General features: G+C 48.5%; 16 protein-coding genes. 8 read left to right on the top strand and 8 right to left on the bottom strand.

What is annotated here, in order from left to right:
• Positions 1-3: 3 nt before the first annotated feature.
• Genes LC073_RS01635 through LC073_RS01620 form a run of 4 tightly spaced genes read right to left on the bottom strand, consistent with a single transcriptional unit; the run spans position 4 to position 2,770 of the window.
• Positions 4-1,104, bottom strand: a complete 1,101-nt coding sequence (locus LC073_RS01635) for a 5-(carboxyamino)imidazole ribonucleotide synthase (RefSeq protein ID WP_226642697.1) — start codon at positions 1,102-1,104, stop codon at positions 4-6.
• Between the two features lie 5 nt (positions 1,105-1,109).
• On the bottom strand, positions 1,110-1,601 hold the full coding sequence (gene purE / locus LC073_RS01630; protein WP_319004697.1) for a 5-(carboxyamino)imidazole ribonucleotide mutase: 492 nt from the start codon (positions 1,599-1,601) through the stop codon (positions 1,110-1,112).
• Positions 1,602-1,607: 6 nt separating this feature from the next.
• Positions 1,608-2,546, bottom strand: a complete 939-nt coding sequence (locus LC073_RS01625; protein WP_226642695.1) for a sodium-dependent bicarbonate transport family permease — start codon at positions 2,544-2,546, stop codon at positions 1,608-1,610.
• Between the two features lie 2 nt (positions 2,547-2,548).
• On the bottom strand, positions 2,549-2,770 hold the full coding sequence (locus tag LC073_RS01620) for a hypothetical protein (protein WP_226642693.1): 222 nt from the start codon (positions 2,768-2,770) through the stop codon (positions 2,549-2,551).
• Between the two features lie 115 nt (positions 2,771-2,885).
• Between LC073_RS01620 and LC073_RS01615 the strand changes: the two genes are divergently transcribed.
• The 3 genes from LC073_RS01615 to LC073_RS01605 all read left to right on the top strand — a co-directional run bounded on the left by LC073_RS01615 (position 2,886) and on the right by LC073_RS01605 (position 7,212).
• On the top strand, positions 2,886-3,839 hold the full coding sequence (locus LC073_RS01615; RefSeq protein WP_226642691.1) for a LysR family transcriptional regulator: 954 nt from the start codon (positions 2,886-2,888) through the stop codon (positions 3,837-3,839).
• A gap of 200 nt (positions 3,840-4,039) precedes the next feature.
• Positions 4,040-4,807, top strand: a complete 768-nt coding sequence (locus LC073_RS01610; RefSeq protein ID WP_226642689.1) for an OmpW/AlkL family protein — start codon at positions 4,040-4,042, stop codon at positions 4,805-4,807.
• Positions 4,808-4,953: 146 nt separating this feature from the next.
• A complete protein-coding gene (locus LC073_RS01605; RefSeq protein WP_226642687.1) occupies positions 4,954-7,212 on the top strand; it encodes an autotransporter outer membrane beta-barrel domain-containing protein in 2,259 nt (752 codons plus the stop codon).
• 21 nt (positions 7,213-7,233) lie between these two features.
• Here LC073_RS01605 and LC073_RS01600 read toward each other — a convergent pair whose 3' ends face one another.
• The 3 genes from LC073_RS01600 to LC073_RS01590 form a co-directional block, all read right to left on the bottom strand.
• Positions 7,234-8,133: a glycosyltransferase family 2 protein gene (locus LC073_RS01600; protein ID WP_226642685.1), complete on the bottom strand. Its 900-nt coding sequence runs from the start codon at positions 8,131-8,133 to the stop codon at positions 7,234-7,236.
• A 279-nt stretch (positions 8,134-8,412) separates the two neighbouring features.
• Positions 8,413-9,339, bottom strand: coding sequence for a hypothetical protein (locus LC073_RS01595; RefSeq protein ID WP_226642683.1), 927 nt, complete (start codon positions 9,337-9,339; stop codon positions 8,413-8,415).
• 221 nt (positions 9,340-9,560) lie between these two features.
• Positions 9,561-10,328, bottom strand: coding sequence for a class II aldolase/adducin family protein (locus LC073_RS01590; protein WP_226642681.1), 768 nt, complete (start codon positions 10,326-10,328; stop codon positions 9,561-9,563).
• Positions 10,329-10,409: 81 nt separating this feature from the next.
• Here LC073_RS01590 and LC073_RS01585 point away from each other — a divergent pair, with 81 nt between their 5' ends.
• On the top strand, positions 10,410-11,096 hold the full coding sequence (locus LC073_RS01585) for a Crp/Fnr family transcriptional regulator (RefSeq protein WP_226642679.1): 687 nt from the start codon (positions 10,410-10,412) through the stop codon (positions 11,094-11,096).
• A 21-nt stretch (positions 11,097-11,117) separates the two neighbouring features.
• On the opposite strand, the gene LC073_RS01580 is transcribed toward LC073_RS01585, so the two are convergent.
• Positions 11,118-12,020, bottom strand: coding sequence for a bile acid:sodium symporter family protein (locus tag LC073_RS01580; protein WP_226642677.1), 903 nt, complete (start codon positions 12,018-12,020; stop codon positions 11,118-11,120).
• 219 nt (positions 12,021-12,239) lie between these two features.
• On the opposite strand from LC073_RS01580, the gene LC073_RS01575 reads away from it, so the two are divergent.
• The 4 genes from LC073_RS01575 (at position 12,240) to LC073_RS01560 (ending at position 16,518) form a co-directional block, all read left to right on the top strand.
• On the top strand, positions 12,240-13,181 hold the full coding sequence (locus LC073_RS01575) for a DUF1853 family protein (RefSeq protein ID WP_226642675.1): 942 nt from the start codon (positions 12,240-12,242) through the stop codon (positions 13,179-13,181).
• Positions 13,182-13,357: 176 nt separating this feature from the next.
• Positions 13,358-13,912, top strand: coding sequence for a GbsR/MarR family transcriptional regulator (locus LC073_RS01570; RefSeq protein ID WP_226642673.1), 555 nt, complete (start codon positions 13,358-13,360; stop codon positions 13,910-13,912).
• 199 nt (positions 13,913-14,111) lie between these two features.
• Entirely contained in the window at positions 14,112-15,506 is a 1,395-nt protein-coding gene (locus LC073_RS01565) for a cytochrome ubiquinol oxidase subunit I (protein ID WP_226642671.1), read from the top strand.
• Positions 15,499-16,518, top strand: coding sequence for a cytochrome d ubiquinol oxidase subunit II (locus LC073_RS01560; RefSeq protein WP_226642670.1), 1,020 nt, complete (start codon positions 15,499-15,501; stop codon positions 16,516-16,518). The genes LC073_RS01565 and LC073_RS01560 overlap by 8 nt, the downstream gene beginning before the upstream one ends.
• The last annotated feature ends 144 nt before the right edge of the window (positions 16,519-16,662 follow it).

Genomic DNA, 16,662 nt, shown 5'->3' with positions numbered 1-16,662 from the left:
CGGTTAGTGCCGGTAGAGATCGGCAATCACCGCCTCGCTACGCTGAGACAGCTGTGTGGCACAGTCATCCAGTAGGAGCACATGACCCATCTTACGCCCACGCCGGAGACTCTTTCCGTAGAGCCAAACCCCCTGGTTCTCACCGGGTGGCGCTCGATCCACGCCGAGCATATTGACCATAGCAGCGGGCCGCGGGCAATCCGTCTCGCCCAGGGGCATATCCAATATCGCACGTAGGTGATTGGCAAACTGGCTGGTGTCCGCTCCCGCTAAAGTCCAGTGCCCGCTGTTGTGCACCCGTGGAGCAATCTCATTCACCACCAGCCCTTCGCTGGTGACAAAGCACTCCAGTGAGAGCACGCCTACGTAGTCCCAGTCATCCATCAGCTTTTGCAAATAGGCACGGGCACTGGCCAGTAATTGCGCATTTTGAAAAGGCGCTTTGGAGAGCAACAACGTACCCTGGCGATGCAGGTTTTCTGTAAGCGGGTAGGTCTTCACTTCCCCGGAAACAGAGCGGGCGCCGATCAGGGAAACCTCACAGGAAAACTCTACCGAGGCCTCCACCACACAGGGCAGCTCTTGCGCCTCTTCGATAGCTTCCTGCAGCTGCGCCGCATCTTTCACCCGCCACTGGTTCTTGCCATCGTAGCCATTCTCACAGCTCTTGATAAAAGCCGGATAGCCGAGTTTGTCCAAGGCACTCTTTAACTCATCGCATCCCTGTGCCGGCACAAAAGGCGCAACCGGAAGACCACTCGCGGTAAGAGCCAACTTCTCCCTCAGGCGGTGCTGGGCTTTTTCAAACACATGGGGATCTGGGTAAACCGGGCAAAAGCGCTGTAACTCTCTCAGCAGCGTTGTATCCACCCTCTCGCGTTCGGCGGTGATCACCTCAGGGCAGCCAAGCGCCTGAAACAACTCCTCACCGTTACTCGCCTCATCCAGCCGAACCAAAGTGCCTAGGCCTTCAACGCAACCTGCGTCCTCCGCTTTCTCTGCCAGAAAACTGAATGTAATTCCGAGGGGCTTACCCTCCTGAGCCATCATCTGCGCCAGTTGCCCGCAGCCGACGATGGCAATATGTCTGGTTGCTTCGCTCACTGACTTCACTCCACCGTTAGCGGAACCAGGTCAGTTTGGCGCTCGCGCCAGGCGATCAGCCGCTGCTGCAATTCGCTATCGCCAAGAGAGAGCATCTGCGCCGCCATCAGCCCCGCGTTATAAGCGCCAGAGGCACCAACTGCTTGAGTGGCCACGGCTATGCCCTTGGGCATCTGCACAATAGAAAGAAGGCTATCCATTCCGGTCATAAAACGGCTTTCAACGGGCACAGCAATTACCGGCAGCGGGCTCATAGCGGCGATCATCCCCGGTAAATGGGCGGAGCCACCGGCGCCGGCAATAATCACCTGGGTACCGTTTTTGTGAGCTTCACTGGCGAACTCTACCAACCGTTGGGGTGTTCTGTGGGCGGATACCACCGCAGTGGCAAAAGGGACCTCCAGCTCACTCAATGGTTTGGTGGCATTAGCCATCGTGGGCCAGTCCGAGCGCGATCCCATAACGATGGTGACTTTTTCAAAGGGCAGAGATTTCACTTGCGGTTAACTCCAGTGTTGAACAAGCGCCAGGTAGACGGGGATCGCCACCAGGACATTGAAAGGAAAAGTAATCGCTAGAGACAGTGTGATGGACACACTGGCATTGGCTTGAGGCAGAGCCACAGACATGGCTGCAGGCACCGCGATATAGGAGGCGCTGCTACCGAGAACCGCCAGCAGAAAAATCCCCCCCGCCGACAGCCCCAGCAGTGCTCCCAGGGAACCTCCAGCGGCGCCACCCAGCAGGGGCATAAAAATACCAAAGCTCAGTAGGAAGACACCCTGCCCGCGCATATCGGCGAGCCGCGCCGCCGCAACCCGGCCCATTTCCAGCAGAAACAGTGCCAGCACGCCATGAAACAGCTGGCCAAAGAAAGGCATTACCGTCGCGGTACGCTCACCCGCCCAGGCGCCGATGGCAATCCCACCGAGCAGGAGGAGGACGCCCTGGTTACAGGTCAGCTCATGCACCAGGCGAGCCGTGTTGTTGGTGTTGTTGCTCTGCATCGCCCTCCGCGCAAGGAGAATTCCCACCACAATGGCTGGAACTTCCAGTAGGGCAACGAATAAGGGGAAATAAGCTTCATAATCGATGCCTTTCGCCTCCAAAAGCGCCACAGCGACGGCATAGGTCGCCACACTGACAGAGCCATAGTGGGCGGCAGTCGCCGCGGCATCCAGCCGGGTCCACTTGCCAATCCAGTAGAGCAGAGGGAAAGCCAGTAAAGGAAGCAATGCGCCAAAGGCCAATACTGCCATGGACTGAGGTACCAAGGTGGCGGCGGAATAGGTACTGAGCGCCGCCCCACCTTTGAGACCGATAGCCAACAATAGAAAGATCACACAGCTCTGGTAGAGGCCTGCAGGCAAACGCAAATCACTGCGCACCAGCTGTGCCAGAATCCCCAACATAAAGAAACCGACAACGATATCCAGCTGCATAATTAGTGCTTCCTGCGCTGGGTGTGACCATGTCGCTCAGAAAGTGGCTGCCGAATTTTCTCCGGAACCTGCCTCATTACCCCATAACCTATATTGGCAAGCAGCACCGCCAGCCCTACCGCCATCAATGCGGCGGCATTGATACCCGCCAGCGCCAGCACCCAGCCGGTGGTCATAACCAGTAGCCCAACCAGAGCACCAAAGTAAAGTTGTGACTTATGCATACAAGGGCTCCCCTCCTAAAGATTGAAGAGGGCGCATTATCGGCAGGAGTATTGATAGATAAAAATAGATAATTATTATGTTATCTATCAATATTTATCTATAGGTGTAAATAACATGCCATCCAGCAGAGCTCATGCCCGAATCGGCACCGCCAGGCAACTGGAGATTTTGCTCACGGTATACGAGCAGCGCAGCATCAGTGCCGCCGCCAAAGCACTGCACCTGACGCAGCCCAGTGTTTCCATGCAGCTGGCCAAACTGTCCAGCGCCGTGGGTCTGCCCCTCTACTATGCCGTGGGCAAGCAACTGCAATTTACCGAAGCTGGCCTGACCCTGGTGGACAGTGCCAGAGAAATACTCAAAAGCTATGAATACCTGGAACTGAAGCTGGCTAAACTGCGCGGCCTGGAAACTGGCCGTCTGCAGCTGGCAGTCGTCACTACCGCCAAATACTTTATTCCCCATCTAATCGGCGAGTTCTATGAGCAACATCCACAATTGGATATTCTCTTTCGCGTAGGCAACCGCCAGCAGATCATCGATTACACCAGCGAAGATGAGGATGATTTTTATGTGTTCAGCCATCCCCCAAAAAACCCAGACCTGGAACTGGTAGAATTCTTGCCCAACCGGTTGTTGGCTATAGCGCCGGAGAAGCATCCATTAGCGGGTAGAAAGCTGATACCTTTGGAAGAATTTGCCAACAGCCCTTTCTTGCGCCGGGAGGAGGGATCGGGTACCCGCCACGCGATTGAGCGTTTTCTGCAAAAGAGACATATCGATCTCAACATACGAATGACCATCGAGAGTAATGAGGCCATCAAGCACGCCGTAATGTCTGGATTGGGTGTGTCCATCCTCTCCGAACATACTCTCGCATTCGGCGGACATTCAGGACTCGCCATTTTAGAAGTGGAGTCTCTGCCGATTATTACCCACTGGTATCTAGCCAGGCGTAAATCCAGACCATTATCGCCGGCGGCCGCAGAATTCCTTGAGTATGCCCGCAATCTGGAGACTGTACCGGAAGAGAGCGGTATTAGCTGGCCGCTACCTCAGAATCAGTAAGCCAAATTAAATATTCACGCGGCGATGGCCAACTTCATCCCGAATAGATTCCTGATTTAATATTCGTCAAATTTTCGGTGCACCCGCCGAATCCTGCTACTTTTTGGATACCTATTGGAGAGTCAAAAAATCATCCATAGAGCTAAGCTGTATGTAACAAAAATGACGCCGTACGTCATCGATTTTCACAGAAGGGAATAATGATGAAAATTCAGGGAATAATTTTCAAATTTTTTATATTTCTTTTTGCGTCCAGTTCATTCAACGTCAATGCCCAGGAGGATTGGCGCAACATTGACTGGGGCGAATTTATGGTGCGCTTCGGTTTCAGTTATATTACCCCCAATGATGCCGGAACCTCCCTGAAATATCGGGTTCTACAACACTGGGATTTATATAATTCAACCTGGGAAATAGACACTGCCCAAACCTGGCAAATCTCCGGGGTATGGCGCCCCTCGGATCGCTGGGGGTTCGAATTAATGCACATCAATGGCGCTTCCTATGATGTAGTCTTAGATAACTTTACGGGCAATCCAGGCAGCAGCCAGATTAAACTCGGTGATTTTAAAACGTCAACAACTCTTGCCTTTGCAAACTGGTATTTTCTCGATCCCTCCTATATTACACGCCCCTATCTCGGTGCAGGTATTAATTATACGGATTACCATACAGTATCCATAAGCCGCCAATTTGATGAATATCTGATGGACTCTGATATGTCAGTAGCCCCCGGCTCATTCAATATGGGACACTCCTGGGACTGGGCCTTTCAGGGAGGCGTTGACTTCAATTTTGATTTCCGCCAATTTCGCTACCCTCTGTTAATTAATCTTGCGGCTCTTTACTACATGTCAGATACCGATCCCACGGTAAATTTCCCTACAGAACTGGGATCAGATCGCCTATATGCGCACTTCGATTACGATCCATGGATTATCAATATTGGGGTTGGCACTAAGTTTTAAGACACAGGATTTCATATATGAAACTATGCGCCGGGGTTACAGTGGGAAAAATAGACTTAAAAACCCGACTTATAGACATAGTTAATACTCGACCCCTGATAATAATGGCTGCAATAGGGATAATCTCGTTTTCTCCAGTAAAGGCAATGGCGCTATGTACACCAGACAACCTGGGCTCCGATGGACCGGATCAAATTATTTGCGACGAAGATAATGATGCAGAAGAAGCCGATGTCGATGGATTAGGCGGCAATGACACCTTGGAGTTAAATGGTGGCACTATCAATAGCGCATTTGGGGGAAGCGGTAACGATACCATTTATATTAAAGGGGCAATAGTCAACGACTCTGTATATGGAGGAGATGGTAACGATCTTATTGTGCTGGATGAGCGCCTTAGTGATGTAGGTGATTACATTAATGGCGGCGGTATTCATGGGGGAGCCGGCGACGACGACATCCAAATTCTAGACGGCCTCACATTCCATGTTTGGGGTGGCGAAGGTAATGACCAAATCACCCTCGATGGTGGTTTTATTTTTAACTATCTAGATGCGGGTGAAGGGGATGATTATATCCACTGGGATGAAGGCATAAGTAATGAAATACGCGGCGGCCCCGGTTCAGACAAACTGGTCATTGACTCTTATTCCTTCGAGGGAGATGCCATATTAGATGGCGGCGATGATCTCAGCGCAGAAGATGGGGACATCGATACATTGATATTCAAACTCGATTACCGTGTGGATGGTAATCAGCTAGTTAACTGGGAGCGGGTCGTTATTTGGGGTAGCTCAAAAATTATTTTGTCTGGAAGTTTGAATGTTGGTGGTGGCCTGGACGCTGACAATAATCCACTGGGGTTGCATATTAAATGGGGTGGCCAGGCATTTATTGATGCCGAGGAATATAGAATTACTGGCAATGTGGCTAATGAAGGCACTATCGACTTAGTCAATAAGGAATTTAATACTTTAATCATTCAAAAAGATAGTGACAATAATTACGGTCACTATATTGGCGGTAACGGACGCTTATGGATGGATGTGGTACTTAGTGACAGTACTGCTAACAGTGATCAGTTGAAGATCAGGGGAGATGCAAGTGGTTCTACTTACATTACTATTCACAACCTCAATGGTATTGGCGCGCGCACCCAAGATAACGGAATTAAGTTGATTTCTATTGAGGGTAACTCCACAGAAAATGCCTTTATTTTAAGCGGCGACTATGTAACCAAAGATGATCAGCCCGCGACAATTGGTGGAGCTTACGCCTATACTTTGCACCAAAATGATTTATCGGGAAATCATGATGGAGAATGGTACCTTCGCTCTACGATAAGTAATTCAAGCCAATTTCCTGAAGGCGGTATGATTCGCTGGCAGCCCGCTGCGGTACTGTATGAAACCCTTCCACAAGTTCTACGCTCCTTAAATATTCCCTCCACATTACGTAGCCGTGTAGGTAATCGTTACTGGGTTGGTAGTAGTTATCGGGATGTCAATAGCACCGATTATACCAATGCAATGGAAACCGCCATTGATCGCAAGGGACTATGGATACGTAATGGCGCGCGCTATATCAGCACAACACCCAAAGAGTCCACCACTTGGGCGAGCTGGGATCAAACATACTATCAGCTTCAAATGGGTGCCGATCTCCCCCTTAATCTATTGGTGCTTGGCACTACTCCAATCGCGAGTTTGGCACTGCATTATGGCGATTCAAGAAATTCCGTGGAGTCTTTTTTTGGTGACGGCACTATTAATGCCAAGACATACGGTTTCAGCAGCTATTTAACCTGGTATGGCTATCAAGGTTTGTATCTGGATGCACAGTTCAAGCTAAGTTGGTTTGACTTTGACTTCGATGCAAAGGATTTACGCACACTCCGTAACAGCAGTGAAGGTTACGGTTACGGCCTGTCTCTGGAAGGGGGGTGGAGCTTTAAGCTCTATGATTACTATTCTATTACCCCTCAGGCGCAACTGATTTACACTTCTGAGGAGGCTGAGAATTTTGAAGATACCTATGATGTTAAAGTAGGCGATATTAATAACAATGGCCTATTACTACGCCTAGGCGCCACTTTTGAAAAACGTAAAAGTCAACGCAAATCCAGTAGAAAAATGTATGGCTCCCTACCTCTGGAACGCTTTGGGTACTACATAACTCCGGGACTGACCTTGAATCTCGATCAAGAGACCGACCTCATTGTTTCTGGAACCAGGCTCTACCAAAAACCGGATATCTGGTATGCGGATTTGCGTATGGGGGCCAGCTATGAAGAGTGTGGTGATCATTGCTCTATCTACTCCGAATTATTTTTCAGCAGCGGCCTGGAAAATCTTGGAGATAGTTTTACAGGAGGGCTGGAGCTTGGGTTTCGATATAAGTGGTAAACTCAATCTCCACTAAGTCATTTAGGACTTTAAAAAGTGGTATAAATCATATTCAGAAAAAACTTTTTCAAGCTTAAAATCGTTTCCTTGACGATTCGTATGATTTTCCTTCATCAAAGCATGATCCTGGGAGCCCTGGATCATCAGAAACCTGTTCCTCCAACAGCGGGGGTCGGATATACGGGCCGCTAATGTTCCGTTCTTAATACTCATTGCCTTAAGCCAGATATCGTCTGCATTCGGGCACAAGGTCATGAATTTCTCTGGGTCAAAAGCATCTTTGTGCAAAGAATTAGGGGGATAAAGAACGCCTCCCATTCCAGTTGGGAATACCAAGTGAGAAGCCTCGGAATCCCTTATACTACTCTGCCAACTCCCATAAGGAAGCAATGTCCCTTTTTTATCCAGGCGCATTCTATGCGCCCTGTGGCAGTAGATTTTGGATGGATCTTTTTCATATGCCCGATACAGTAAATCAATCATATCCGGCGGATAAAGAACATCATCATCAACAGTAACAATCAAGCTGTCAGGGAACTTGTCGAAAGTATAAGTATATTTTTTGTAGGGCCCCAAATCTTCATCAACGAAAAAGACTTGTAAACCTCTCTGTTGCTGCCTTTTCAAGGACTCAGGCAAACTTCTATCAGGGAAGTTTTTGGTAGATAACCACAGGACAATTGTGTCAGCCTTTACTGACTGTTGAAATAGGCTTTCGATACACAAATATAAATCGTGGATACGCTTATCGTATGAAGTGAGAGATATTACAATATTATGTTTCTTAGAGTTACCTACCCCAGGCTCAGCACTATTTGAAGCGTGAAGACCAAGCAACTGACAGCGAACAAGTGCTTCCAGTTTCAAATTATTATTCAGGTCGTGCTTTTTTAAACGCTTCTTTAAAAAGTATTGGAACATTCAGGGCCATCCAGTAGACTCAACCTATTGTACCGAATAGCCGAACAACGAACCGTCCAGCTTAAGAGCACCATCAATATAAAGGGGTCAAATGTGGGTACAAACTTGGCGGATTATGCCAGACGCTCTCCAAATTAGCCACTTAAACACCTGGTTTCGAACAATAATCCAACTTCTACTCAATATTTAGATCAAACGCACCAAAAAGATCAAAAAATAACCAGAAAAAACTCCCACTATTCTCACTATATAGTAAGTTACCCATTCCACGATTAGCCCCTAACTGATGACCAAGGCAGGCTTCTTCTCACCTTGTAAGTAGTCAAGTAGCTGGTACTCAGAAAATACCCGTCTAATCTTACAGTCATTACCGCCAGTGCGTTTTAGGTTGACCTCTTTTAATTGCTGAACCTGAGACCCTTGAATAGTGAGAAAGCGCTCTCTCCAATAACGGTAGTCGGGCACCCTTGCAACGAATTTCCCCCGCAACAAACTCATTGCCTTGAGCCAAATATCATCGGCGGATGGGCATAACTCCATAAATTTTTTGCTATCAAAAGCATCCTCATGTAATGAGTCAGGTGGATATAGAACCCCAGCCATACCTGTAGCGAAAAGAAAAGGGGATGGCTCACTATTTAACCCATATGAACGCCATGACTCATAGGGTGTTAATTCTCCCCTTCGATCCAACTGTATCTTATGCGCCCGATGACAATGAATATGTGAAGGAGCCCTCAAATAAGACTGGTACAATAAATCGATAGTGTCTGAAGGGTAAAGCACATCATCATCCACCGTAACAATGAGGCTACTTGGAAATTTATCAAAGGCAAACATATATTTCATGTAAGGCCCATAATCATTTTCTACAAATTGAATTTGTAAGCCCCGAGCCTGCTGTTTCCGAAGTATCTCAGGTAATCTCTTATCGGGAAAATCACGTAAGGATAGCCATAGAATTATCGCATCTGCTTTCAGCGATTGCTGAAATAGGCTCTCTATACACAAATACACATCATGAATACGTTTATTATAAGAGGTTAGAGAAATGACTATATTATGCGACTTATTGTTGCCAACACCGAGAGATTCACAATTCAAAGCCTTTAAACCTAGGAGATGGCTTAAAATCAAAGACTCCACTTTTAAATTATTATTAGAATCGTGTTTTTTTAATCTTTTTTTCAGGAAGTACTGGAGCATATTTAATTACCGTTGATTAGCCCACGATAGCTCATAGGGATAAAAATCCCATATTACTCCATTTTGTTGAAAATGAGGCCCATAAGCTAGGCCCCAAGGGGTTCTTTTCTTAACACTGACACCTAAATCTTCATTGCCCCACTTAATTTATTCACTTCGTGATTAATTTCCTAAAAAGCAATTTTCTGAAAGAACTTTTTTTAGGGGATGTTGGGATTCATCTATTCAGCATACCCAGGATTATTTCTATCCAGTTTCCTTAACAATCCAGGCCAAGCCAAAAGCCCTCCCTGATTACCGGTAACCATATCACCTTCGCTAACAATCTTATCCACAATATTCTGAGGAACCGGGGTGAGCGGGGGATTGCCAGCAAGCGCTGTAACCTGAATCTCACAGGCGCGTTGCAAAATAAACATTGCCAAAAAAGTATCGGCAACGGTAGAGGCACAGGTGAGTAACCCATGATTGCGAAGGATCATATAGTTGGCTGAGCCCAGGTCAGCCACCAAGCGTGCCTTTTCATCCTCACGCACAGCAATCCCCTCATAGTCGTGATAAGCAATACTCGACAGAGGAAATAATGATTGCTGGGAAATGGGCAGTAGACCTTCAGCATGGGCAGAGACAGCTACACCAGCGGTAGTATGGGTGTGTATAACGCAGTGGGCATCTTGCCGCGCCTCATGGATAGCACTATGGATAGTAAATCCTGCCGGGTTCACTATAGCCGCACTTTCATCTACCTTTTCTCCCTGCAAATCGATTTTTACCAAGCTTGAAGCGGTAATCTCTTCAAAAAACATGCCAAAAGGGTTAATTAGAAAATGGGATTCCGGCCCAGGAATACGTACAGAGAGATGGGTGAAGATAGTATCATCCCAACCATAGTGGGCTATCAAACGGTAAGCTGCCGCCAAATCTACGCGTAATTGCCACTCTTCTTCGCTGACGCGCCCCTTCAGTGAGGGCGTAGTTTCCAGATACATGATGCACTCCTTGATGTTATTAGAATCCAAATTCTGGATCAGCCCCGCTGAAAACACTGTCAAATTGTTTACACTTGACGAATGAATAATAAGGTCTGCCTCGATAAATGCCCATTACTAGCCGGCTTACCCGGTACGGCTCGGGAGTTTCTAGCCCAGAAAGCACAATGCCAGCCCTTTACCCAAGGTGATACTATCTATCCCTCAGGTTCCAGTTTGGAACGCCTTTCCATTATTGCCAAGGGGCAGGTACGAATCTGCTCCAGTAATTTTGCTGGGCGTGAGGCAACCCTTGCAATCTTAGATAGTGGAACCTGGTTTGGTGATACGGTTTTTTGCCCAGGAACTCCGCGGGTATTTGGAGCCCGCGCCCATACTGATTGTGTAATTGTCGATATACCTGGCGATTTGCTGAGGGAAAAAATGAAGCAACATCCAGATGCCTATCCAATAGCACTGGAGCAAATCAGCCGCAGGCTTTGGACAGTGATGTCCATTATCCAGGACGATGTACTACGCAGCACTGAGGCTCGAATTGCTCGGCGCTTATTCTTTATGGCACAAATGCATAATAGTGAACACGAAAGTAGCCCAAGCAGTTTTCGGCTCACCAAAGAGCTACTCGCCAACACCATGGGTATGACCCGGCAAGGGGTACACCGGGTACTTAAAAATATTGAATCGCAGGGACTGATAGAGTGTTCCTACGGTCGTATCAGTGTGCCAGATCTCTCACGTCTGGGTGCCTATATTGAGAAATTGGATTAAAGCAATTGAACTGAAAGGATTTCATCCAGTCCCACCAACTTCAGCAGCACCCTCCTCTCCAGCTTCGCGCACCTTTTTACGGCCGAAATATGCGAGTAACATCCCAGATGGAAACATCAGCACCCCATATACCGCTGAAGGCACCGACATTTCACTGGAATGCATTAAAGTGAGAGTCACCATAAGGCCAATAGTACCGTTTTTAATACCTAGCTCAGTAGCTACGGCTAGGCTATCCCGCCGGGAAAGCCCACAGAAGTGACTGATAATTAATCCAGCCAGCACCCCCAATACATTCAATAGAATGGTAGAGGGGCCGGCCAACAACATAAGCTCCCCTATCCGGTCCCTCATACCCCACACCAGCCCTACTACCAAAATCACCAGTACCAGTGCCCCGAAAATACTCACAATGCCCTCGGCACGACTGGCTAAGTGGGGGTTCCAAGCACGAACTAACATACCAATCACCACAGGCAACAGGACTATGATCGATAACATAGTCACAGTCCTGGCAAAGGGCAGGACAATTTCCTGCTCTGCTCCAAAGTACTGTTGCAGGGCAAAGTTAGTGAAAAAAGGTAAAGTTAAAATCGTAATCAAACTTGCAGAAACTGTTAGTACAATGGAGAGCGCTACATTTCCGCGGGCGAGCAAAGTAAACAGGTTTGAAGTTGTCCCACCTGGGCAGGCTGCAATAATCACCAAACCCACGGCGATCGATGCGGGTAAACTGAGAGCCCAACACAGGGCGAAAGCCACAAGCGGCATTAATACAATCTGGGTAAGGGTACCCACCAATAGTCCGCTAGGTTGAACTGTCACCTGCTGGAAATCCTTGGCGGTTAGGGTCATTCCAATGCCCACCATAATGATAAACAGCGCTATCGGCAGACCGATCGAGATCATAGGGCTTGATTCCACACTCACCTCCTCTTTTTATTATTTTCTGGCTATTAGCCGCCCTTATTACAACATAGATTACGCTTTTACAGATGCCAGTAATCCACACCAGAAGTTATATAGGGATTGTCTGTTTTTATTATTTACTGTGCTACTCGAAGACGAACCCTATCACAGCCATCAGGCAAGTGCCGACTCTGATAGAATCTGGAAGTCTTTTGTGAAGCTGATAGGGTTTTTATGAGCGATAAGTGTCCCAACCCTATTGTGGATAACTGGTCCAACCTGCTCTGGTCACTGGGCAGCACTGATATCGCCAAAACAAATAATGCCATCCAACTGCCATGGCTGCCTATGGAGCGCCACAGCCAATTGCACAGTTATTTTTCCCGCGAAGAAGTTAAACAACAGCTGATCAATAAGCTTGAGACCCACCTTATAGATAGCGACCAACACAAACCTACCAGCCGCCTTGGCGTTTACTTTGAGCGCCTCTGGTCATTTGCTTTTCAGTTCCACCCCGACTACCAATTACTACATCAGAACCTGCCTTTACGTATCGAAGGTAGGACTCTCGGTGAATTGGATTTTGTGGTCCACCACTTACCCAATAACCGCTGTGAACACTGGGAGATTGCAATTAAGTTCTACCTCGCCCTTCCCGGCGGCTATTGGGTTGGCCCAGGTCTCAGGGACCGTCTGGATATCAAGTTAAAGCGCATGGCCGAACATCAATTGCCTATTATCCAGCAACTGGAAGTACAACCTCTCTTAGAGGCACTAGGGCTTCACATTGAACAGCAATGGACACTGATGCCCGGTCGCCTCTTCACCCCCCTGCAATTTCACGACCATCAGTTTTCCAATAAGAAGCACGCACACCAGCAAGATAAAAGTTGGTGGGCCAACCTGGAAACTTTCAAAAGTCATTTGCAGGAAAATGACATAGCAGATCAGCTCTGGCTCCACCTTCCCAAGAAAGCATGGCTAGCGCCGATGAAATGGGACGAAGCTCGTGGTATATCTTTCAAGCAACTCGCTGCAGAGTTGGAAAGTACTTCAATCGATAAGCCTCTATGTGCTGCCCTTGTGGGAAGGAAGGGAGAAATTAGTCGCGGCTTTATTGTCCCCAGTAACTGGCTGCAACGGGCACTGGAGACCCTCCCTTCCCAGGCTCCCTAGAGAAGCGAAAATGCCTCTATCAACGATATCGTCCCATTCGCTTCCCCCTATTAATCAATGACTCTTCTTCCGCCAACTACCCCAGAAGACCGCAATACAAAACTTTTCCAATTATTTATTGACTTAGGTCAATTTACATTTACAATTTTCAGAAATTTCTGAAAGTTAAGAATCTAATGAAACTTTCTAGTCAAGCCCAAGCCTTTGTGTTGCATTTTGGAGAAATGGGTAACCGGTGGGGTTTCAACCGCACCGTAGGTCAGATGTTTGCCCTACTTACCATCCACCCCTCCCCCCTGAACGCCGAGCAATTAGCCCAGGCACTGAAGATCAGCCGAGGCAATGTGAGTATGGGTCTCAAGGAACTTCAAGCCTGGCGCCTTATTGAGCTACAGCACCAGCCGGGTGACCGCAAAGACTATTTCACCGCTGCTGGTTCCATCTGGGAGCTCGCCCGCACCGTATTTGAGGAGCGACGCAAGCGCGAACTGGACCCGACTCTGAGCCTGTTGCGCCAGCTTCTACTCAATGAGCCCCAGGATGAGCAAGAGGTTCAAGCGCAGGAAAAAATTCAGGAGGTTTATAGCCTACTGGAGTTGCTGGAGGAGTTTGCCAATACCCTGAGTAAGCTGGATCACGATGATTTACTCCGGCTAATGAAACTGGGCTCCGGCATCGTCAAGTTACTGGAACTGAAAAGTAAAATGACAGGGGGAAAAACTTCCGAATAAGCATCTGCCTGAATTGCCCCTCAGGCAACAAACATCGGTGTTATAGGGATATACCGCCGCCGACCCCGCGTCGGCAGTCGCTCAAAAAATACTGCGGGTCCATACTCCTGCAATGGTGTTTGACGGGCACCCCCGGGCCGCTTAGGAAGAGTCGCCCGGTTATCTGGTTAATAAATTAGTCCGACCAGCAGAGGCTCCCATGCTAGATACTCTGATCCTCTCCCGAATACAGTTTGCCACGAATATCAGTTTTCATATTCTCTTTCCCACTATCACTATCGCCCTCGCCTGGATTATCGTTTTTTTCAAGCTTCGTTATGACCAAACCGACAACCCCGTCTGGATGCGTGCCTATCGCTTTTGGGTAAAGGTCTTCGCTCTAACCTTTGCTCTTGGGGTCGTAAGTGGCATCACCATGTCTTTCCAGTTTGGCACCAACTGGCCGGGCTTTATGGCGCGGGTTGGCAATATCGCCGGGCCTCTTCTGGGTTATGAAGTACTTACCGCCTTTTTCCTGGAGGCCACTTTCCTGGGTATCATGTTGTTTGGGATTAAACGCGTCCCCAGTAAAGTTCACACTTTCTCAGCCTTTGTAGTGGCTATTGGCACCACCCTCTCGGCTTTTTGGATACTCGCCCTCAACTCATGGATGCAAACCCCATCCGGATTCGAGCTGCGCGATGGTGTCGCCTATCCCGAGAGCTGGCTGGCTATTATTTTTAATGCCTCTTTTCCCTACCGTCTCACCCACATGCTACTGGCCTCAGGTCTCACCGCTTCGTTCTTTGTCGCGGGTATCTCTGCTTACCGGATACTCAAAGGCGACCCAAAGCGGGCACCGCGTCTGGCTCTGAAAACCGGGCTTACCCTGGCGGCCGTTTTTATTCCCATCCAGATTTTTGTCGGCGACCTGCATGGCCTCAATACCTTTAAATACCAACCACAGAAAGTGGCAGCTATGGAAGGGGTATGGGAGACAGAAAGGAGCGCACCACTGCTACTGTTTGCCATTCCCGATGGTGAAGAGAAAACCAATCATTACGAAATTGCTATCCCCAAAATGGCCAGCCTTATCCTGACCCATGAATTAAACGGGGAGATTAAGGGAATTGAAGAATTTCCCGAAGATCACCCTCCAGTAGCCCCGGTGTTTTTCGCCTTTCGGATTATGGTAGGTATGGGACTTTTGATGCTGGTTGTGTCCTGGGGCGGCTGCTACCTCCTTTGGCGGCGCAAAGAGCTACCCCGCTGGGCGCTCAAAACCCTTGTGGGGATGACGTTCGCTGGATGGGTAGCCACATTGGCAGGCTGGTATGTGACTGAAATTGGTCGGCAGCCCTGGTTGGTGACCGGAGTGCTGAGGACGGCAGATGCCGTAACGCCGATTCCCCCATCCCATGTGGGCTTTTCCCTCACACTCTATCTTGTTGTCTATGTCGTCCTACTCTATGCCTATATCAACACACTTAAAGTGATGGCACTCAAGTCTGTCAAAGTAGAGGAATTTGAAACCGAGGAACCTCTTGCCGGAGGCAGCCTAACCAACCTGCCAGAATCCACCCAAAAGCAATCTAAGGGGGAATCCCATGAGTGAGGCCGCATCTTCCGCAGCCTATTGGCTGCCCGTTATTTTTATCGGCCTGATGGGCCTCGCAGTTCTGGTTTATGCCATTTTGGATGGTTACGATCTGGGGGTAGGTATCCTCCTCCCCCTTGGTGAGGAGGATGAGGCCCAGCGAGATACCATGATCGCCTCAATCGGCCCTTTCTGGGATGCTAATGAAACCTGGCTGGTACTCGCTATCGGTCTGCTGCTTATCGCCTTTCCAATTGCCCACAACCTAATACTGATGCACCTCTATATCCCTGCGGCCATTATGTTGGTGGGTTTGATTTTACGTGGTGTTGCTTTTGACTTTCGTGCTAAAGCAGCCGTGGGGTACAAACTCACTTGGGACCGAACTTTCAAGGCCGGATCGATTATCACCACCCTGGCCCAAGGTTATATGCTGGGACAGTATGTGATGGGGTTCCAACCGGGCTGGCAGGCTCAGCTTTTTTCTGCCGTAAGCGCTCTGGGGGTCACCGCCGCATATAGCTATATGGGTTCCACTTGGCTTGTTTTGAAAACCGAGACCCAATTACAAGAGCGCGCTGTGCGCTGGGCGCGCCGGGCTGGACGGGCAACACTTCTCGGAGTGGTCGCAGTCTCCGCAATCAATCCACTGGTCAATCCAACCGTTTTTGATCGCTGGTTTAGTTATCCCTTAGTGATGTTTGTACTCCTGATACCCACCCTGTGTTTTCTAGCCTTTATTTTTAATGACCTTCTGCTGGCCAGGTTACCCAAGACCAATGACAGACACAGCGCACTGCCCTTTGCGCTGGTAGTAACCATTTTCCTGATGTGCTTTACCGGCCTGGCCTTTAGCTTCTATCCCGATATAGTGCCCGGGCAGTTGAATATCTGGCAGGCAGCCAGTGCCACCGTTTCCCTGAAATTCATTCTCGTGGGCGCACTGATCGTGATACCAGTCATTCTTATCTATACGGCCTTTTCCTACCGTGTATTTCGCGGCAAAGCCACCGAACTTCACTATCATTAACACAGCTTTTTCGAATTGTGTGGGATAGTAACACTTAATCAAATTCAATCTGTCAGCGCGGAACTATCCCACAATTCGAACAAAATCCCCTTGCTCCCCGAAATTGGTACGATAATAATCATCAATTCCAGAAGACAATTTTTT

This window comes from Microbulbifer variabilis (assembly GCF_020524905.1).
Classification (GTDB): domain Bacteria; phylum Pseudomonadota; class Gammaproteobacteria; order Pseudomonadales; family Cellvibrionaceae; genus Microbulbifer; species Microbulbifer variabilis_A.
This window is presented reverse-complemented; position numbering and strand designations above follow the sequence as displayed.